19 protein-coding genes are annotated in these 17,833 nt (G+C 54.3%); 2 read left to right on the top strand and 17 right to left on the bottom strand.

Annotated features, from left to right (window positions below; all coding sequences use genetic code 11):
• The 10 genes from R3196_RS07355 to queE form a co-directional block, all read right to left on the bottom strand.
• Nucleotides 1-792, bottom strand: coding sequence for a type II secretion system F family protein (locus R3196_RS07355; RefSeq protein ID WP_318936128.1), 792 nt, complete (start codon nucleotides 790-792; stop codon nucleotides 1-3).
• The gene (locus R3196_RS07350; RefSeq protein WP_318936127.1) at nucleotides 785-1,657 is read right to left on the bottom strand and encodes a type II secretion system F family protein; all 873 of its coding nucleotides are present in this window, start codon (nucleotides 1,655-1,657) and stop codon (nucleotides 785-787) included. Before R3196_RS07350 ends, R3196_RS07355 begins: the two co-directional genes overlap by 8 nt.
• Complete coding sequence (locus R3196_RS07345; protein WP_318936126.1) at nucleotides 1,639-2,820, bottom strand: CpaF family protein; 1,182 nt, start codon at nucleotides 2,818-2,820, stop codon at nucleotides 1,639-1,641. The genes R3196_RS07350 and R3196_RS07345 overlap by 19 nt, the downstream gene beginning before the upstream one ends.
• Nucleotide 2,821: 1 nt before the next feature.
• Nucleotides 2,822-4,039, bottom strand: a complete 1,218-nt coding sequence (locus tag R3196_RS07340) for a type II and III secretion system protein family protein (RefSeq protein WP_318936125.1) — start codon at nucleotides 4,037-4,039, stop codon at nucleotides 2,822-2,824.
• Nucleotides 4,036-4,818 carry a Flp pilus assembly protein CpaB gene (gene cpaB / locus R3196_RS07335; RefSeq protein WP_318936124.1) on the bottom strand — a complete coding sequence of 261 codons (783 nt, stop codon included), beginning with the start codon at nucleotides 4,816-4,818 and terminating at the stop codon, nucleotides 4,036-4,038. The genes R3196_RS07340 and cpaB overlap by 4 nt, the downstream gene beginning before the upstream one ends.
• Nucleotides 4,819-4,974: 156 nt before the next feature.
• Nucleotides 4,975-5,490 (bottom strand): hypothetical protein, encoded by a 516-nt coding sequence (locus tag R3196_RS07330; RefSeq protein ID WP_318936123.1) that lies wholly within the window; start codon nucleotides 5,488-5,490, stop codon nucleotides 4,975-4,977.
• A complete protein-coding gene (locus tag R3196_RS07325) occupies nucleotides 5,491-6,024 on the bottom strand; it encodes a hypothetical protein (RefSeq protein ID WP_318936122.1) in 534 nt (177 codons plus the stop codon).
• On the bottom strand, nucleotides 6,021-7,208 hold the full coding sequence (locus tag R3196_RS07320) for a hypothetical protein (RefSeq protein ID WP_318936121.1): 1,188 nt from the start codon (nucleotides 7,206-7,208) through the stop codon (nucleotides 6,021-6,023). Before R3196_RS07320 ends, R3196_RS07325 begins: the two co-directional genes overlap by 4 nt.
• Entirely contained in the window at nucleotides 7,208-7,486 is a 279-nt protein-coding gene (locus R3196_RS07315) for a pilus assembly protein (protein WP_318936120.1), read from the bottom strand. Before R3196_RS07315 ends, R3196_RS07320 begins: the two co-directional genes overlap by 1 nt.
• A gap of 83 nt (nucleotides 7,487-7,569) precedes the next feature.
• A complete protein-coding gene (queE, locus tag R3196_RS07310; protein ID WP_318936119.1) occupies nucleotides 7,570-8,262 on the bottom strand; it encodes a 7-carboxy-7-deazaguanine synthase QueE in 693 nt (230 codons plus the stop codon).
• A 65-nt stretch (nucleotides 8,263-8,327) separates the two neighbouring features.
• On the opposite strand from queE, the gene queC reads away from it, so the two are divergent.
• The gene (queC, locus tag R3196_RS07305; RefSeq protein ID WP_318936118.1) at nucleotides 8,328-8,981 is read left to right on the top strand and encodes a 7-cyano-7-deazaguanine synthase QueC; all 654 of its coding nucleotides are present in this window, start codon (nucleotides 8,328-8,330) and stop codon (nucleotides 8,979-8,981) included.
• A gap of 3 nt (nucleotides 8,982-8,984) precedes the next feature.
• Here queC and nagZ read toward each other — a convergent pair whose 3' ends face one another.
• Complete coding sequence (nagZ, locus tag R3196_RS07300; protein WP_318936117.1) at nucleotides 8,985-10,004, bottom strand: beta-N-acetylhexosaminidase; 1,020 nt, start codon at nucleotides 10,002-10,004, stop codon at nucleotides 8,985-8,987.
• Between the two features lie 144 nt (nucleotides 10,005-10,148).
• Here nagZ and R3196_RS07295 point away from each other — a divergent pair, with 144 nt between their 5' ends.
• The gene (locus R3196_RS07295) at nucleotides 10,149-11,483 is read left to right on the top strand and encodes a S41 family peptidase (RefSeq protein ID WP_318936116.1); all 1,335 of its coding nucleotides are present in this window, start codon (nucleotides 10,149-10,151) and stop codon (nucleotides 11,481-11,483) included.
• Nucleotides 11,484-11,485: 2 nt separating this feature from the next.
• Here R3196_RS07295 and R3196_RS07290 read toward each other — a convergent pair whose 3' ends face one another.
• The 6 genes from R3196_RS07290 to serB are packed head-to-tail and all read right to left on the bottom strand — an operon-like array spanning nucleotide 11,486 to nucleotide 17,756.
• Complete coding sequence (locus R3196_RS07290) at nucleotides 11,486-13,303, bottom strand: TonB-dependent receptor plug domain-containing protein (protein ID WP_318936115.1); 1,818 nt, start codon at nucleotides 13,301-13,303, stop codon at nucleotides 11,486-11,488.
• Nucleotides 13,290-14,051 carry an ABC transporter ATP-binding protein gene (locus R3196_RS07285; protein ID WP_318936114.1) on the bottom strand — a complete coding sequence of 254 codons (762 nt, stop codon included), beginning with the start codon at nucleotides 14,049-14,051 and terminating at the stop codon, nucleotides 13,290-13,292. Before R3196_RS07285 ends, R3196_RS07290 begins: the two co-directional genes overlap by 14 nt.
• Nucleotides 14,044-15,000, bottom strand: coding sequence for an iron ABC transporter permease (locus R3196_RS07280; RefSeq protein ID WP_318936113.1), 957 nt, complete (start codon nucleotides 14,998-15,000; stop codon nucleotides 14,044-14,046). Before R3196_RS07280 ends, R3196_RS07285 begins: the two co-directional genes overlap by 8 nt.
• On the bottom strand, nucleotides 15,000-15,740 hold the full coding sequence (locus R3196_RS07275) for an ABC transporter substrate-binding protein (RefSeq protein WP_318936112.1): 741 nt from the start codon (nucleotides 15,738-15,740) through the stop codon (nucleotides 15,000-15,002). The genes R3196_RS07280 and R3196_RS07275 overlap by 1 nt, the downstream gene beginning before the upstream one ends.
• Nucleotides 15,737-17,101, bottom strand: a complete 1,365-nt coding sequence (radA, locus tag R3196_RS07270; RefSeq protein ID WP_318936111.1) for a DNA repair protein RadA — start codon at nucleotides 17,099-17,101, stop codon at nucleotides 15,737-15,739. The genes R3196_RS07275 and radA overlap by 4 nt, the downstream gene beginning before the upstream one ends.
• Nucleotides 17,088-17,756: a phosphoserine phosphatase SerB gene (gene serB / locus R3196_RS07265; protein ID WP_318936110.1), complete on the bottom strand. Its 669-nt coding sequence runs from the start codon at nucleotides 17,754-17,756 to the stop codon at nucleotides 17,088-17,090. Before serB ends, radA begins: the two co-directional genes overlap by 14 nt.
• Nucleotides 17,757-17,833 lie beyond the last annotated feature (77 nt).

The raw sequence follows: 17,833 nt of genomic DNA, 5'->3' as shown, positions 1-17,833 counted from the left end.
TTAACCTCCTTGTAGAAATCCTAAAAAGACCGGCCCCAGAATCAGCAAAAAGGTAACCGGAAAAAAGCAGAGCAACAGGGGCAGCAATAACTTCACCGCTGCTTCCTGCGCTTTTTTTTCTGCTGCCAACAGCTGTGCATCGCGGGCTTGCCGCGCTTGTTGCTCAAGGGTTTGCGCCAACGAACCACCGGCAGCCCGGGCTTGGGTTACTGCCGCTGTAAAAAGGTGTATCCAGGGGTGCGGAATACGGCTATATAGATCAGCCAGCGTTTCCTCAATACTAAAGCCAGCCTGTTGCTGACGATTAATACGAGCAATTTCAGCCAATGCCACCGAGTTCCCTGATAGTGAGGATATGGTATGAAGCACAGCGCGAAAAGATAACCCCGAATGAATCAACATGGCCATCATATCCAGGGTGGCGGGCCACTGTTTCAGTAAGGTGTCACGGTAGTCGCGGCGACGCTGGTACTGGTAAAGTAAGTAGAACAGCAAGCTCCCGAGCAACAACAAACGAAACCACCAGTGAAAAGGCACCAGCAGCAGCACTATCAACATGAGAAGCTGGACCGCTTTGTGCAGCAACCACTGGGCTGCTGTCATTTCTTCCATCTGCCGGTTTAACTGATAACGTATAGCTTTTTTTAACGACTCCGGCAGGCGCTGGTATAAGCTCGCACTTACCGACAGCAACCGCGGGTTTGCCGTCAACCACTCGTATAGCTCTATCGCTAGCCAGACCAACATGGCGCCGGCCAGCGCGGTACAGATCAGGATAACAGCTTCAGTCATAACGACCTGTCCCCATGATCCGTCGAATCAGCAAGTGACCAATCAGCATTAACACCAGACAAATGCCCAGGATGACCTGGCCCCGCTGGGTACCGGTCAGCAGTTCGGTATTACCCGGGTGCAGTCGCTGCAGAATGAAGAATAAACCAACCGGCAAAAGAAACATCACTTTGCCCTGCATCCGTGCCTGCGCTGACAAACTTTGTAGCCGTTGACGGGCATAAAGTTGTTGCTGCAAAGCCGTAGCCATACGCTGCAGCACTGCAACCTGCTGACCACCGTGCTGCATTCCCAGCGTCAGAGTTAAACTAAAAAACTGGACGGCTTCGGTTGGTACCCGCCGGTAAAAGTCCGCCAATGCCTGCGACAGCGCATCACCAAGCTTCAGCCGGTGAACCAGCAAAATAAATTCTGACCGCAGGGGGCGCTGTAACTGGCTGGCGGTCAGCTCCAGCGCCGGCAGCAGGCTCAGCCCTGACGCCATAGCATTGCTAACCATCTGCAGACAATCGGGCAGTTGTACGCCAATACGCTTATAACGCTTTATCAGTAACCAACGCCGCAGCCAGGGTATAGCCACCATAAATACCACGAGTCCGGCCAGGGCTGCTGATAAATCCCACCACAGGCCAATAAAGAGCGCCGGTGGTATTAAGATTAGCGCTGAAATCAGCCACAACCTGCCCGCCGACATGTAGATTAAAAATTCCGCGAGGCTCTGCTCAGTTTCATCCCGGAGTTCATTACGCAACTGTCTGACTTGTCGTCTGTTTAGTAATAATATCAGCATACCGGCCAGTAGCGTTGTTAGCGCAACCAGACCGCAGATAACCAGCAAGCTGGCGTTCATTGCTGCGACATCCATTCCGATGGTATTCCGGTTGCGCTGAGGCCGCTGCCAGAACTCCTGAACAAAGAGGATAGTTGATAACTCCCGCCGTCAATGCCGGTTACTTCCGATATCTCCGCCACTCCCCGACTACCGTCAGACCGTCTTACAATTTGTACAATAACCTGGATTGCTGCTACGACTTGCTGTCGGATTGCCAGTAATGGCATGTCCATTCCGGCCATCATAACCATCACTTCGAGGCGTTGCAGAGCTTCTCTGGGACTATTAGCGTGCAGCGTCGTCAGCGAACCATCATGCCCGGTGTTCATCGCCTGCAACATGTCGATGGCTTCTGCGCCCCGGCACTCACCAATGATGATCCGGTCAGGCCGCATACGTAGTGCATTCACTAACAGCTCCCGGATGGATATCTGGCCCTTCCCCTCAGCATTGGCCGGCCGGGCTTCCAGAGTAATCAGGTTTTCATGCTGTAACCGCAGTTCAGCGGCATCCTCTATAGTTACGATTCGCTGTCCTTCTGGTACCTCTGCAGCTAATACGTTTAGTAGGGTTGTCTTACCGGTTCCCGTACCACCGGAAATCAGAATATTCCGGCGCGTTGCGACGGCCTTTATCAGGTAGTCCGCTGCCTCCCGGCTCAGCGAACTAACCGCGACCAAATCACTGATCCTGAAATTTTTCACACTGAACTTGCGGATGGTCATGCAGGTTCCACGCGTCGCCAGTGGTCCCAGTACCGCATTGACCCTGGAGCCATCTGGCAAGCGGGCATCAACCATTGGTTGGGCGCTATCCAGACGCCGCCCTAAAGGTAATACGATACGATCAATAACGCGCAACAAACTTGCCTCGTCGCTGAAGCTCACGCTGCTGCGCTGCAGACAACCATCACGCTCCACAAAGACCGTTGAAAAATCATTCACCATAATTTCAGTTATCGATGGATCGCCCAACAGTTTCGCCAGCGGTCCCAGACCGAGACAGTCATCAATGACTTCCTGAATATCCCGCTGTTGCTGAGCGGTCAGCGTTTCCCCCTCCGCTGACACGTAGTTCACCAGCAGCTTATTCGCGTAGGTAGTCAGCTCCGCGCCCCCCATTTGCTGGTGATGGGCAGCACGTTGCAACTGGGTCCGCAGATAGTGCTTGAGTTCATCCTTGTCGATGGTGTTCATTTCACTGGCTCTCCGTCATCAATAACGGTGCGCTATCGATCAGACCGGTGCAACCTGCGGCGTAACGAAACTCGTCACGCCATTCACTGGCCTGGCGCTGACGGTCACGTTTTTGCTCGCTGATACTCGCTAAAGTCGGGGTGACAATCACCACCAGTTCAGTTTCAGCTTCCCGAAACTGCGAGGACGAAAATAGCTGGCCTAATATTGGTAACTGGTGAAGGACGGGAAATTGATCGGCCTGCCAGGACTGCTCGTGGTTGATCAGCCCCGAAAGTACAATAGACTCGCCAGCCGCTACCGAGATCATTGAGGCTACCCGTCGGGTAAGTATGCCGGGGATACCATTTACTGAGGTCGCCGGATCGATCGAACTGATTTCAGCAGTCAACTCAGTCTTTATCTGGTTATCCGGCAGCAGGTGCGGTGCCATAGTCAGGGCAATACCGTAGTCACGAAAACTGACGTCCTGCAGCCCCTGGGCGAGAACCTGTGGAACCGGAAACTCGCCGCCTACCAGAAACTCAGCGCTGCCGCCACTATGTGCGGCCAAAGTCGGTTGCGCCAGCAGCCGGGCGTGGCCATCGCGTTCCAGTAACTCAATAGTGGTCGCGATGTCTACCGGAAAACGCACCGCTCTGGTTGCTTCGCTGGAAAATAATGGTCCGCCGATTTGTTGTGGCCAGCGCACACCAAGATGTCTGGTCTGCTGGCGTTTTATCTCGGCGATACGAACTTCGAGCTCAATCATCGGGCTGTCATAGGATTCACTAAAAGTGACCTGCATGAGTACGTTAGGGAAACGTTGATCAAGGCCCTCTAACTCGGTCCGGTAGCTGGCACTGACCTCGCCCTGCAACAGATAAAATCCTTGTTCAGCTATCACTTTCAATTCGGGCAGCCGCTGCTGCAGAGCTGCGATGGTCAGTTCAAGCTCGATGTCAGGCTGATCAAGAACAGTTACTTTTCGATTTATCTGTTCTCCCTCAGCGGTGATCAGTATTAGTTTACTGTGCCCCTCCCGGAGTGCCGAAATAGCCAGATGGTTGGCCTGAATCAATTGCACGTCAATTACTTGTGGATTGCCAACCACAACGTCCGCTACGGATTCAATCCGAATCACCTGAGTATCACCAGTGGCCAAAGTTAGCGCGCCGGTTTCTGCTGCGTCAGCGGTTAACCCGCCTAGCAGCAGCAAAAAACCTGATATAAACCTCATCCCTGATTCCTCATTACTTGCATCTGGTGGATCCTTGCCGGCACCGGCATCGACAGGCTGCTATACGACTGTTGCGGATGCTGCAGCCAGATTTGAAAACCGCCACGGCGAATACTTGCGAACCGAATCGCCTGTTCGGCAGTCATACCGAAGGTTACGGTACTGGCTAATGCCGTCTGGCCAGGCTGGCTATGCTGATCATTATCGAGTGCCAGTACAGGCACATCGCTTACAGACAGCAGTTGCTCTGCGAAGTTACCGCTATGGGAGGCCACTATGGCCACCTTGTCGCCTACTGCCAGCATGCCGTGATGCAAGTTTTCCACTGAAATACTGGTCGTTACCGCATACTCTCCCGGCCCCAGCCGCTGGCTAAAGAAACGGCTATAGTCGTGACTAAAACTATCCAGCGTAAGCGGCTCTCCTCGCGCCAGGAAGCGACTGGTTTTAAGCCCGATCAAACTGACCGCATCCTGAGGCTGTAGCCAATTATCCTGAACATATTTGGGCGGAAATTTACGTTGCTGCAGGTGATCAATCTCGATGCGGACACCGGCATCAAGATCCTTACTGAGAACCAGGATATCCTGCATAAAACGTTGTTGTTCCTGCTGCTGCGTCAGCGCCTGCTCGGCGATATAATGTTGAATCGCCTGATAGCTGGTGAGCACCGCTCCTATGGTGAGTATCAACAGCACCACCAACTTCCAGCGCAACGCCATAGTTATCATCCCGCCACTCATTAGTGCACCGCCGGATGCAACAGAATATGCTGCCATAGCCAGCTGTTAAATAACTGCCACCCAACCAGAAGTCGGCTCATTAACTCTGGCAGGTTTTCATGCTGGCTAGTTACCGGAACAGTCAGAATCAGCGCCAGCACTACCGCCAGTAATAAAGCCTCAAGGGTTGCCTGGCCACGTAAACATCGTTGCTTACAGTGTGTTGCCGAGCAACAGCACAAGGTATTCAGTACCCTGGCTGAGTACCATAATGTCCTGCCGTGGATCCTGAAGTAGTAGATGAAACTGTCCATGTTGTATCTCTCGTAAACTTGGCTCCCGGTTAGCAAAACGGAGCTTTAAAAACTGCCACAGCTGAGCGGCACTTCGCGAATTTATAAAAATGGCCAACCCGCCCTCAGCATTCTGGTTTTCGTACAGTAGTTCGCCCAGCCAGTCCGGATATCGATTCATCCCTCCGGTACCAGCCGAAGCATGCAGATGAGTCAGCCAGTAGCCGGTGTCGTCATGCTGAAACAACCAGAGATCATTTCCAACGGCACACATCCAGATGGCATTCAGTTGCTGCTGCAAGTCGCAGCGTAGGTACTTATTTAAGACCTTAACCTCAGGTATAACGGGTGCCAGAATCTGCCAAACCGTACGGTTCTGCATTTCGGCTATCAAGCTGAACTGCCAGCCTGGTATCGATAAATCCGCGGCTATCATCTAACACGGCTCCTCTTCACAGAAGGTTTCGAGGGGTGTCGCTTCGGTATTGATGTAGCCCAGCCGCAGGCTGTCCGGATCAAACTCGCGGGTCACCGGCAGCCAGCTTAGTACTTCTAATAGCGAGTTAAGGCCAAGTTCAGAAACATAATACGCCGGGGTTAACTGCGCCGGGCGTTCACTGAGGTCACGCTGCTGCTGAGGACCCCAGCCGTCAGTCAATCGTGCCATCGCAACAGTGTCTTCAGTGCGCTCAAGTAGCCAGAGGTTATCCTGGGGAAGACTGAACCGGCTAAGCCGGCTCAGCGGCTCGAGCACCCGCTGTGTGGCCTGGGCGAAAGGATAGTCGGATTGGCGACGGATACTCTGGTCTGGCGCGGGTTGCAAGATTATTGCACGGCTGTGGTCAACACGACGTTGCGCCTCAACACTGGCTTTATGCAGCTCAAGCAGCGCATGACTGAGCAATATACTGATTATGCCTGCAAATCCCATTGCCTCCAGCATAGCCTGGCCGCCTTGCATGGGCTTCATGTTGATGCTCCGGTCGCGGCCAGCACTAGTTTGTCCTGGATGTCGAGCGATTGCAGTTCCCCCTCCCAGAGCGCATTAAATAAGTTAGGCTGCTCAGTTCGGTTATCACTTCGGGGAAATAATGCCCGGGGCCGGCTGAAACGCACTCCCGCCCGCGCCACTACATCGTCAAAGCGAACAATTACTGCCGGCAGGTTCGCCGGATCGAAACGCTCCCGACTAAAGTATTTAAGTTGCTGCGCATAGCCTCCCATAGAACGCTGCGCTGTCAGTGCCCAGCGGGTAGCTCGCGAATTGATCCGCGCGCTACGTCCAAAATCCCCGGCATCTATATTGGTGATACGCTGACCGAGAAAGCTGGCACCGTCTCCCCAAGGCACCTCTGTGCGACTAAAGAGGATCCGCATGTGCACAGATACCGTATCCATTGCCTGCCAGCTCCAGGCTCCGCCATTGTCGACCTGCAGCCGCGTGCCGCCGGCTTTACGTACCTTAATAAACGACAAGTTAAACCAGTTGTAACTGCGCGCCTGGCTGAAGGGATCCAGGCTATGGTCCATGAGTTGCTCAAGCCGCCCCTGGTCGCGGGCAGTCGTTTGCAGCGGCAGGTACGCCCACCAACGCCAGGGCATTGGCAACAAGCCGGGCGCATGCAGCAGGTCAAAAGCCTGATCCTCATAACCATGCCGCGCCGCTATGGCAGTAAGCGTGGATGGAATCATGGTCGCAAAAGACAAACGGATGAGGCCCTGCGCAAGCTGAATCGCGTGGGTTAACCCTTGTTGCAACGCAATCCCTAATCGCAAAATGTAATTAAGCGGCTGACCAATGGTATTTGTGACTACCTGAATCTGGCGTGTCACAGCGTTCAGGTAAGGCACCCAGGCGGTGATCCTGGCCGAGCGTTCGGTAGTATCCTGCATCATGGCGTACCAGCTCGCGATACCCACCATTTGCGCCAGCGCCAACTGATTGGCTAACAGCGCGCGGTTTAGGATAGCCAGCAGATTAAGCTCCCGGGCCAGCAGGGTGGCGGCCGAACCGGCCATATTATCTGCCACCGTTTGCCGTAGCCACCGGGTTCGGTTGTCAGAAGTCTGGCTAATCACTCCCAGCGTCAGTAATAACAGGGCGCTAAGAAATGGCAACAGCAATACCGACAGATATCCGCGCTGACGGAGCATCAGTTGCCTCCTGACTCAGTACTTTCATCGTAGTTACCAAGATTTACATCCTGCCGGGCAACAGTCGATGAACGACGCGCTGCTGATCGGGCCGTATTAATTTGCTGGGCTGCGCTTTGCCCGCTGACCTCCTGAGCGATACCTGCTACCTGATTGCGCACTGTCTTACCCAGCAGTGAATAAACCCCGATAGCGGCAACCGCAATGAGCGCCACAATAATGATGTATTCGGTCATCCCCTGACCGAATTGGTTTTTGTAACGAGATAGCAAATACATAGAAAGCCTCCGATAGCTCCAGTAAGGTGACCACTGAAGTATAAGAGGCTTTTATTTGTGCGGGAGCAGATGGCGCCTGCGGCTTACTCGATATTAAGGTACTTATGCAGCTGCACCGACAGCCGCCAGTTGCGCGCGATACAGGTTTTGATAGCAAGCTCAGTTGCCCGTGGGCGCTGGCTGATAGGCTGCAGCGAGATGCTTACTTCAGGGCGCGGCGGACAGCGGGATAAGAGATTATCCAGCGCATCAATATGCTTTTGCATGGCGACCGGGTATTTGATTTCGTCGGCTCGTTGCATACAGTCGGGGCGGACCAGATAGCCGCCGGGCATATCCAGTTTTGGCGAAACTGTGACCCAGGTGTCAGCACTAACCAGCAGCGTAAAAGTACCGCTGGTTTCAATTTGCAGCCGATAGCCCAGGAGCTCAAGTTCTGCTGCCAGCGGGCGCAAATCATACATAGCCGGCTCACCACCGGTTATTACCACATGCTTTGCCCGATACCCCTGATCACGAAACAGGGCGACGATATCGGCCGCGCTCAGTTCCGCCCAGTGCTCACTCGGGCCGGTTTTATTGACCACTCCCGCGGCCTCAACCCGGGCTGCTTCTTTCAGTTCCCAGGTATGTTTCGTATCACACCAGGGGCAGCCAACCGGGCAGCCCTGCAGACGCACAAAAATCGACGGAACCCCAGTGAACTGCCCTTCACCCTGGATGGTTTCGAAGATTTCATTAATTGGGTAAGCTGTGCTGATAGGATTCTCCGCCAATTCCGGTAAAATACGTTCGTCTTTGTGAATTGTAACTGATCAACCAAACAAAAGGGACGCCTGATATGGCAAAAGTTGTGGTGATTTATTCTGGCGGTATGGATTCGTTTACCGTTCTGCACTACGCGTTGCAACAAGGCCACGACGTCTATGCATTATCATTTAATTATGGTCAGCGCCATGTACGCGAGCTCGATGCGGCCGCCGAGGTCTGTAAACAAGCAGGTATTCCACATAAAGTTGTCGACATCACTGCTATTAATCAGTTGCTGGCCGGCAGCTCGCTGACCGACGACATCGATATTCCCGAAGGCCATTATGAGTCGGTCTCGATGCAATCTACCGTGGTGCCCAACCGCAACATGATTCTGTTGTCACTGGCTATCGGCTATGCAGTATCAATCGAAGCTGAGTCGGTCTGCTACGGAGCTCATTCAGGAGATCACGCCATTTATCCTGATTGCCGTCCTGAGTTTGTGCTGAAAATGAACGAGGTTAGTCAGATCGCAAACTATCAGCCGGTGACTATCGATGTGCCGTTTTTAGATAACAATAAGGCTGAAATTCTGGCCGCGGGACTTGCCATGGGCCTGGATTACGCGCACACCTGGACCTGTTATAACGGTCGTGAGCTTGCCTGTGGTAAGTGTGGGGCCTGTATCGAGCGCTTAGAAGCATTTGCCGCTAATAACCAGACCGACCCCCTTCCCTACGAATAGCAGCTAGCCGGCTGCAACTTTCTGCAGTACCTGTTGGGCGCTGTGCCAGCGCGGATGGTTGTGCAGGGTATTCAGATTCATCGACGCTGATTTTGCCAGTAGTTCATAGCTACGGGCATAACGGCGTGGGTCTTTGCTGACAATCGGAGCCACGGTTTCAATCACTGTTATCGCACCAGCCCGGTCATTGCAGGCCAGCACCATATCGCAGCCGGCCCGCAGCGCAGCCTTGGCCCGCTCCGCCATAGTTCCGGCAACTGTAGCACCAGCCATCGCCAGATCGTCACTAAAAATAACGCCGTGGAATTCCAGTTGTGCCCGCAACACATCCTGCAGCCAGTGCTCAGAGAAGCCAGCTGGGTGTTTGCAGACATCGGGATAGATCACATGGGCCGGCATAATCGCATCGAGACATGATGCCAGTTCGATAAACGGCGGCAGGTCGGTCGCTACAATTTCATCCCATAAACGATTATCTACGGGAATCGCTATATGCGAATCGGCGGCAACCGAACCATGGCCGGGAAAATGTTTACCGGTGGCTTTCATACCCGCCTGATGCATGCCTTTGATAAAGGCGCGGGCAATCGGGATAATGCCGTCAGGCTGTTCGGCAAAGGCCCGATCTCCGATCACTTCACTGATACCGTTTACATCAAGCACCGGCGCAAAACTGATATCAATATCAACAGCCAATACTTCGCTGGCCATCAGCCAGCCAAGTTCCTGCGCCCATTGCTGAGCCTCACTGGCATTTTGCGCCTGGCGGCCGATACGCGCCATCGCCGGGATCTCTGAAAAACCCTGACGGAAACGCTGTACCCTGCCGCCTTCATGGTCCACGGCAAGGATCAGAGGATTGCGCGCGGCGGCGCGAGTCTGCCGCACCAGTTCCTGGATTTGCGCTGGATCCTCGTAGTTGCGGGTAAAATAAATCACCCCACCGACCGCCGGATGAGCCAGCAGCTCGCGTTCCTCAGCAGTTAATTCGGGCCCTTCCAGATCAATCATTACAGCTGTCATAGATACCACTCGGTTATTGCACTGGCAGCAGTGTGCCAAAATTAATAGCAGCCGTCACTAGGCAAAATTAGTCTGGACTTCGGGCCGCCAGCGTCCTATAAAATGAAAGGACTTCGTTTATTAATCTTCCTCCGGATGGTCACCATGCACAAACAAGCCAACACGAAATGCAAACTCTCGCGCCTGGTTATCGCGTTAAGTGCCAGTGTAGTCCTTGCTGGCTGCGGTGGCGGTGGTAGTGACCCGGCAGGTGGTGGCGACGGCGGCATCGGAGGTTTCTGCTCAGCCGCGAATGAGAAAGAGCAGTTTCTCACTTATATGCGCGATGATTATTTCTGGTACGAGGATATACCGACTACGGTAAATCTGGATAATTACTCAACCGTGTATGACCTGCTTGAAGGTATCCGCAGCGAAGTTGATCGCTTTAGCTTCATCCTTACCGAAGAAGAATATCAAAGCCGTTTCGTGCAAGCTGAATTTATCGGCTTCGGTTTCTCGGCACGGGTTATTGATACTACTGTATTCATCAATTATGTCTTTGACGGGTCGCCAGCGGATAACGCGGGCCTGCGCCGCTCAGATGAGCTACTGGCCATCGACGGGGTGCCTGTCTCAACCTTGCTGCAGCAAGGAGAATATAGTGATGCTCTGGGGCCCTCAGAAGAAGGTATCGCAGTAGAGCTCACCTGGCGCCGCCAGGATGGCACCGAGTTTACCGATGTGCTGACTAAAACCGTAGTGGATACCAACACGGTGCTGGCCACTGATACCCTTAATTTCGGGAATCAGCGGGTTGGCTATTATGTACTTAATAGCTTTATTCAGCGTACTGGTCAGGATCTTAATAACGCCTACAACCAGTTTACTGATATTGACGAACTGGTTATCGACGTACGCTACAACGGCGGCGGACTTACCCGTTTCGCGAATCAGGCCGCAACGCAGGCAGCTGGTAACAATGTGCTGGGCGAAGTCTTTACCCGGTATCTTTATAACGATAAAAATACGCAGAATAATAATACTGAGCTATTTCAGCTTTATGAGGGGGTCCGACAGTTTAATCTCAACCGCGTGTATGTACTTACTACCGCAGCCAGTTGTTCCTCATCTGAACTTATAATCAACTCACTGAAGCCATTTGTAGACGTGGTGGTCATCGGTGGCCGTACCTGTGGCAAGCCCGTTGGCCAGGTTCCCCGTGCTATCTGTGATAAGCGCACCTTTGTGGTCAATTTCGAAACGGTAAATGCCAATAACCAAGGCCGTTATTTTGATGGTCTACCCGCCCAGTGCACCGCGCCTGATACTTTAGTTGGCGATTGGGGTGACCCGGACGATCCGCTGTTAGCCGAAGCCGGATACCATATTGCAAATGGCAGTTGCAGCCCGACGATGCAAAACCAGGAAATCACCCTAAGCCAGCAGGAACCAGGCCCTGCTCATACTCTGGTCGAACAGTGGCGCAGTGAGCACTAACTTTACCAGTTCCAGAGCCACTGCAGACGCAGTTGTCGCTCTGGAACCCGCCAACCAGACTGCCACTCTACGTCGGTATTAAACAGGTTTTGAATACTGACAGTGAGTCTGCCAGAGCGGGCTACCGGACCTTCCGCCCTCAGGTCGTGATGCAGGTAGCCCGACAGTTGCTGCTGATTACCGATACGGCTACCACGATACTGCATATCCCAGAGCCAATTCCAGGCTCCTATCTGGTAATCCAACTGCAATTGGCCGAATTCTCGCGCCCGGAAAGGTAACTGATCGCCCTGACCGTCGCTGCTGTCAGCAAAATTGATACTGGAGCTGACGCCAATGCGGCCGATACGACGCCGCAATTCCAGCCGCAGCCCGCGCAGTTCAGCCTCCTCCGTATTCTGTGCGGAGTACCAGCCGGAGCTATCCGGCACCCACTGAATTAGATTATCTAACTGACGCAGATAGCCGGAAAACTTGATGGCAGTGCCTTTTATCTCATGCTGCCACTGCAGTTGAAGTCCATAACTGGTTTCATCCTCCAGATTGGGATTGCCGCCCTGGGGCCAGTAGAGGTCATTAAAGCCCGGCCGCTGAAAACCACTGCCCAGCTCAACTGACCAGAGCCCGGCACCGGCCGGGCTCCAGGCCGTGCGCCAGCTGACTGCATGCCGTAGTGCCTGTCCGGCCGCGTCTTCCACACGCCAGCTCAGTTGGGTTCCAAGCGCTTTATGCTGCACGCCGGCATGGCCAAAAATACCAGTGACCGTGCGCTCATCTTGCTGGTAACTAACGGCTGAACCGCTGGCGGACTCATCGACCACAGACAACCCCCAACCCACATCAAACTCCCGAGCAGAATCGCGCTGCCAGAGCCGTTGCTGTTGAGCACTGAGGTGCCAGCGGCGCGTTGCGAAGCTATCATTTTGCCCGTACCAACTGCCGGCCGGTAGCACAGTGTCGCGATCGGCTACGCGGTTTGACCAGTAACTCAGTTGCAATTGATCACGGCCGTTATCTGCCCGGCGACTAGCTGAAAGTTGTTGCTGTTCGCTGCGTTGATCCAGTTCGGGCTGACAGTCCACCAGGGCAAAACTCTGGCTATCGTAGCAGCGATTGTCATAATCGCGGCGCTGCCGCTCTGCCCGGCCCTGCCACTGTAACCGCCAGTCGTTGTCGAGCTCATGCTCTGCGCCGGCACTCAGGGTATACTGGAATAAGCCGTCGTTATCCTCGGTGCCCGGCAGCGCACGCTGATCGACGCCGTCCCATGAGCGCAGGCTAAAACCAATGCGTCCCCGGGTTTGCGCCGCGATGGTGCCAGCAACATTCGCGCTAATTGCCGCCAGTCCATGAGTACCGGTCTGCAGCGCCAGCCGCGAAGAATCCTTATGAGTCGTCAGCAGAATTACGCCCGCCATCCCGTGGCTGCCATAAAGTGAACTGAGACTACCAGCCAGGATCTCAACCCGTGCCAGGCTCGCGGTTTCAATAAAGCTAAGATCCGCACTACCCAGGGTCGCGCTATGCAGCGGTACGCCGTCGAGCATGATCAGCCAGCGACTGGCAGGAAGTCCCTGAATAAATAACTGCGGCGGCGTCCCGGCCGCGGTTGGACTACCATCGACACCCGGCAGTTGTAACAGCAAGTCGGCCAGAGTCACACTATTAATTGAGTCGATTTCCTCGCTGGTAAGCGCGTCGCTGTAAAGCCTGTCCCAGGCCGCCGGCTGAATACCCCGCACTTCGATCACTTCCGTCGCAGCAGCAGTCAGCAGCGGCATACCCAGTAGCATGAGCAGCCCGGCCTTAACATTCGTCATCAGGGTTTTCCTTACATAAGGTCGGCAACATAGCTACGCCGCCATCTTCGCACCACCATTGTGCTTTAATACCGTAAGCGCGCCGCAGATTTTCGGGTGTCAGCACCTGCATTGGCTGACCGCTCGCAAGCAACCGGCCCTGATGTAACAGCACCAGTTGATCACAGTAGCGGGCCGCCAGTGCCAGATCATGCAATGCTATACATATCAGTTGCCCGTTATCGCTTCGCTGTTTCAGTAACTCCATTACCCGCAACTGATAATAGAGATCCAGCCCGGCAACAGGCTCATCGCATAGCGCCAACGGGCTTTCTGACGATAGTGATCGGGCCAGATGCACACGGCGCTGTTCGCCACCAGAAAGCTGCGTGATTGGCCTGCTCAGCAGTCCGGTCAGGTTAAATTCCCGGGCTACCTGTCGTACCCGTTCATCCAGCGATACCGGCAATTGCAGGTTAACAAGTCCGGTGGTCAGCACATGGTTAACCGATACCGGGGCACTGACTGAAGGATGCTGAGGCAGGTACGAAATAAGCTGTCGTCGGGCCTGCACAGGCATATCAGCGATAGGCTGCTGCTGCCACCAGCAATTACCGCTATCGGCCTGTAACTGACCTGTCATGCACTGCAGCAAGGTTGATTTTCCCGCACCGTTGGCACCGAGAATACCGATCAGCCCACCGCCGTTGGCAGCCCAGGAGACATTTTCCAACCGGCCGCTGACACTAAGCGCACTGACTTCAAGCATCGCTATCTCCATAAGGACGACGGAGCAAAATCACCAGTAAAGGCGCGCCCAGAAATGCCGCGACCACACCGAGCTGCAACTCAACAGCAGTGGGGATTAGCCTGATAACCAGATCGATAACAGCCATCAATAACGCGCCAGCTACAGCACTCCACACCAGTAACGGGTATGGCCGCTGAATACCGATCAGGCGCACAGCGTGCGGCGCCAGTAAGCCAATAAAACTGACCACACCAGCGGTAATTACGGAAGCTGAAACCAGCAAGGTCACCGCAAAGAGTACCAGTAACGATGCCCTGCGGGCATTAAAGCCGAGGGATCGCAGCGTGGCCGGATCGAAAATGTGCGCGGTAATAAATTGGCGCTGGCTGAACAGCAATAAAGCACCGACCAGCACACATGGAGCCATAAGTGCTAAATGCGACCAGCCCCGGTTTGCGACGGATCCCATGAGCCACAGGCTCCACTCCTGAAATGCGAAAGGGTTAGGCGCAAGGTTTAGCACCAGTGCAATAAGTGCGCCGCTGAACGAGGCAATGGCAACGCCACCGAGAATAAGCCGGGTACCTGATGGGTTGGCGCCGGCAATTAACCACAGCAGCGCCAGGCTGACTGCACCGCCAGACATGCCGACCAGTGGTAGCCACCAGCTTACCGGTAATAGCCAGCCGGTATACATCGCCAATACCGTAGCAAGCGCGGCGCCGCCGGCGACGCCGGTAATACCCGGCTCAGCCAGCGGGTTACGCAGGATGATCTGCAAAGTGGCTCCGGCCAGGCCCAGCGCTACGCCGTTAGCCATTGCCAACAGCAATCGCGGTAAGCGGATTTGGAAAACAATATCTTGTTGTAATGCTGAGGTTGGCCAGCCTTGCCAACCCGAATGTCCGGTTCCTAAATAAATAACCGCAACCAGTAATAGCAGAATACTCGTTATGAAAAATTTCATCAGCTGGTACTTCCGACTATCTGCTGCAGGTAATCCACGGCTTTTACGGCTGGGCAGCCAGCCACTTCAGGAGCCACAAAACTCAGCTCGCGCCCCTTCAGCCAATGGCTGACTGCACTGTGCCACAGCCAGTCCTGGGCCCGGGCGTAGTCTTCTGAAAATCCCTCAACCACCACCCGCTCTGGCGTCAGGCCCAACAGTTGTTCCAGATTTAACTGCCCCAATTGCCCCCGTTCAAGCGGTGTTACCAGAGGAATCTGATAGGCTCTGAGCAAATTCCCCGTCCAGCTGTCCGGGCCCCAGGTAAACTGGTTAGGCATGATAATAAGTACCGATTGGGGGTGATTCGCGGCGGCCTCATTCAATTGTTGCTGCTGCCGACCGAGCCACTGCTGCGCAGCCTGCTGCTGATCAAGCAACTGCGCCGCGCGCAGCACTTCATCGTGCCACTGCGCCAAGTCTGACGGCTGTTGAATCACTATTATTTTGCTGAACTCTCGCAGCGCTGTAAGTAACCGGTGATCGGTAAAGCTGCCCGCTACCACCACTGTCGGCCGCAACCCGGTAATGGTCTCCAGTCGGTTTTTATGTGCGTCGGATGGGATGATCTGCCAACTGGCTGGCAGCCACTGGGGCAACCACTCATCGTAACAGGGATTCAGCACGACTATGCGCTGAGCCAACACCGGCATGGCAGCAAAAATAAGCAGCAGCATCAGAGCGCGCGCATACCACCTCATAATGCGTCCAGTGCTTCCTGCAAGCTTTTTACTGCGGTTACTGTCATGCCTGGAACGGCTTCTTTCGGGCGGTTAGCAGAAGGAACGATCGCGCGCGTGAAACCATGCTTAGCCGCTTCATTGAGCCGTGCCAGACCGTTTTGCACGGGTCTGATTTCGCCGGACAAACCGACTTCGCCAAAAACAATCAAGTCGCGCGGCAAAGCGACTTCACGGAAGCTGGAAACAATAGCCAGCAGTAAGGCCAGATCTGCTCCGGTTTCAGTTACCCGAACGCCGCCAACCACATTAACAAAGACATCCTGATCCGACATATGCAAACCGCCATGCCGGTGCAGTACCGCCAGTAACATCGCCAGCCGCGTGGTTTCGGTTCCCACGGCTACCCGGCGCGGGTTAGCCAGCTGCGAAGCATCAACCAGGGCTTGTAGTTCAACTAACAGCGGCCGGGTTCCTTCCCAAATCACCATAACAACTGAACCGCTGCCATGCTCTTCACCACGCTGCAGAAAGATCGCTGACGGGTTACTGACTTCCCGCAACCCTTGCCCGGTCATCGCAAATACACCAAGCTCATTGGCTGGGCCAAAGCGGTTCTTACTACCCCGTAAGGTACGAAAACGCGAATCTGCCGAGCCTTCGAGCATCACCGAACAGTCAATACAGTGTTCCAGCACCTTGGGCCCAGCCAGCGAGCCTTCTTTGGTCACATGGCCGACCATGAAAATCGCTACGCCGTTTTGCTTGGCATAACGGGTCAAAAAAGCCGCGGATTCGCGTACCTGTGCAACGCTGCCTGGAGCCGACTGAATATCGGCCAGATGCATCACCTGAATCGAATCAATTACCATCACCCTGGGCTTTTCCCGATCCGCCAGGTTGCATATTGTCTCCACCGAAGTCTCGGCCAGCATCCTCAGCTTATCTACCGGCAACCCCAGCCGACGCGCCCGCAACGCCACTTGCTGCAGCGACTCTTCACCGGTTACATAAAGCGCGGTAACTTGCTCGGCAAGTTTACACATAACCTGCAATAGCAACGTACTTTTACCGGCACCGGGTGAACCGCCAATGAGTATCGCCGAGCCAGGCACAATGCCGCCGCCAAGCACCCGATCCAATTCCTGATAGGCGCTGCTAAAGCGCGGCACGTCATCCAGATTCACATCACTCAAAGTTTGTACCTGGGCGGAGGTAGCCCCCGCGAAGCCGCGGCGGTCGGTGCTTATGCTACTTTTCTGCGGCGATAATCTTACTTCGGTAATGGTGTTCCAGGCTTTACATTCGGTGCACTGCCCCAGCCAGCGCACGAAGTCGGCGCCACAATCGTTACACACATAAGCTGTTTTAGCTTTTGCCATGATGATTCACTCGTTGTTCCAGTTGTGTTTTCAGCAGCATCAAATCTGGTGATTCTATTACGATGTCAGCGATTTCCTTAAGCTTCGGCTTAGCACAAAAGGCTACGCCCAAACCTGCGGCCTGAAGCATGGGTATATCGTTGGCACCATCGCCGACCGCTATGGTATTGGTGATATCAATCTGCCAACGTTGCGCCAGTTGTCGCAGACTGTCTGCCTTAACCTGCGCATCTACAATCGGCAGGCTGACACGACCGGTTAATTGCTGCTGATACCATTCCAGCTGATTGGCAATATCTGCATCCAGTTTTAGCGCAGCCCGCAGTTTTTGGGTAAACCAGGTAAAGCCTCCGGAAACCACAGCGGTCTTCCAGCCCAGTTGCTTAAACCACGCGATCAGTTCGGCCGCGCCGGGGCTGACAGGAATAGGATCGAACAAGGTAGTCAGCTCTGTCTCAGCGACCCCGGCCAGCACCTGGACCCGTTGCTGCAAACTAGCTGCAAAATCGAGCTGCCCGCGCATTGCCGCTTCGGTAATCGCACTAACTTCAGCTTTACGCCCTGCCAGGCCCGCTATTTCGTCAATACACTCGATGGTGATCAGGGTGGAGTCCATATCAAACACGATTAGACCAGGCCTGGATAAGTCGATCATTGCGGGCAGATTCCTTATTTCCGGTTATTTGCTGCTAAATGGGTTGCCCGTATAGCAGGCGACAGCGTATATTTGCT

It is taken from the genome of Pseudidiomarina sp. (genome assembly GCF_033722695.1).
Classification (GTDB): domain Bacteria; phylum Pseudomonadota; class Gammaproteobacteria; order Enterobacterales; family Alteromonadaceae; genus Pseudidiomarina.
The sequence above is the reverse complement of the archived record's forward strand: the minus strand, read 5'-3'. Positions and strand labels throughout refer to the sequence as shown.

Coding starts and splice junctions, on each gene's coding strand:
- R3196_RS07355 (WP_318936128.1), bottom strand. CDS start 792: ATGACTGAAGCTGTTATCCTGATCTGTACCGCGCTGGCCGGCGCCATG.
- R3196_RS07350 (WP_318936127.1), bottom strand. CDS start 1,657: ATGGATGTCGCAGCAATGAACGCCAGCTTGCTGGTTATCTGCGGTCTG.
- R3196_RS07345 (WP_318936126.1), bottom strand. CDS start 2,820: ATGAACACCATCGACAAGGATGAACTCAAGCACTATCTGCGGACCCAG.
- R3196_RS07340 (WP_318936125.1), bottom strand. CDS start 4,039: ATGAGGTTTATATCAGGTTTTTTGCTGCTGCTAGGCGGGTTAACCGCT.
- cpaB (WP_318936124.1), bottom strand. CDS start 4,818: ATGGCAGCATATTCTGTTGCATCCGGCGGTGCACTAATGAGTGGCGGG.
- R3196_RS07330 (WP_318936123.1), bottom strand. CDS start 5,490: ATGATAGCCGCGGATTTATCGATACCAGGCTGGCAGTTCAGCTTGATA.
- R3196_RS07325 (WP_318936122.1), bottom strand. CDS start 6,024: ATGAAGCCCATGCAAGGCGGCCAGGCTATGCTGGAGGCAATGGGATTT.
- R3196_RS07320 (WP_318936121.1), bottom strand. CDS start 7,208: ATGCTCCGTCAGCGCGGATATCTGTCGGTATTGCTGTTGCCATTTCTT.
- R3196_RS07315 (WP_318936120.1), bottom strand. CDS start 7,486: ATGTATTTGCTATCTCGTTACAAAAACCAATTCGGTCAGGGGATGACC.
- queC (WP_318936118.1), top strand. CDS start 8,328: ATGGCAAAAGTTGTGGTGATTTATTCTGGCGGTATGGATTCGTTTACC.
- nagZ (WP_318936117.1), bottom strand. CDS start 10,004: ATGACAGCTGTAATGATTGATCTGGAAGGGCCCGAATTAACTGCTGAG.
- R3196_RS07295 (WP_318936116.1), top strand. CDS start 10,149: ATGCACAAACAAGCCAACACGAAATGCAAACTCTCGCGCCTGGTTATC.
- R3196_RS07290 (WP_318936115.1), bottom strand. CDS start 13,303: ATGACGAATGTTAAGGCCGGGCTGCTCATGCTACTGGGTATGCCGCTG.
- R3196_RS07285 (WP_318936114.1), bottom strand. CDS start 14,051: ATGCTTGAAGTCAGTGCGCTTAGTGTCAGCGGCCGGTTGGAAAATGTC.
- R3196_RS07280 (WP_318936113.1), bottom strand. CDS start 15,000: ATGAAATTTTTCATAACGAGTATTCTGCTATTACTGGTTGCGGTTATT.
- R3196_RS07275 (WP_318936112.1), bottom strand. CDS start 15,740: ATGAGGTGGTATGCGCGCGCTCTGATGCTGCTGCTTATTTTTGCTGCC.
- radA (WP_318936111.1), bottom strand. CDS start 17,101: ATGGCAAAAGCTAAAACAGCTTATGTGTGTAACGATTGTGGCGCCGAC.
- serB (WP_318936110.1), bottom strand. CDS start 17,756: ATGATCGACTTATCCAGGCCTGGTCTAATCGTGTTTGATATGGACTCC.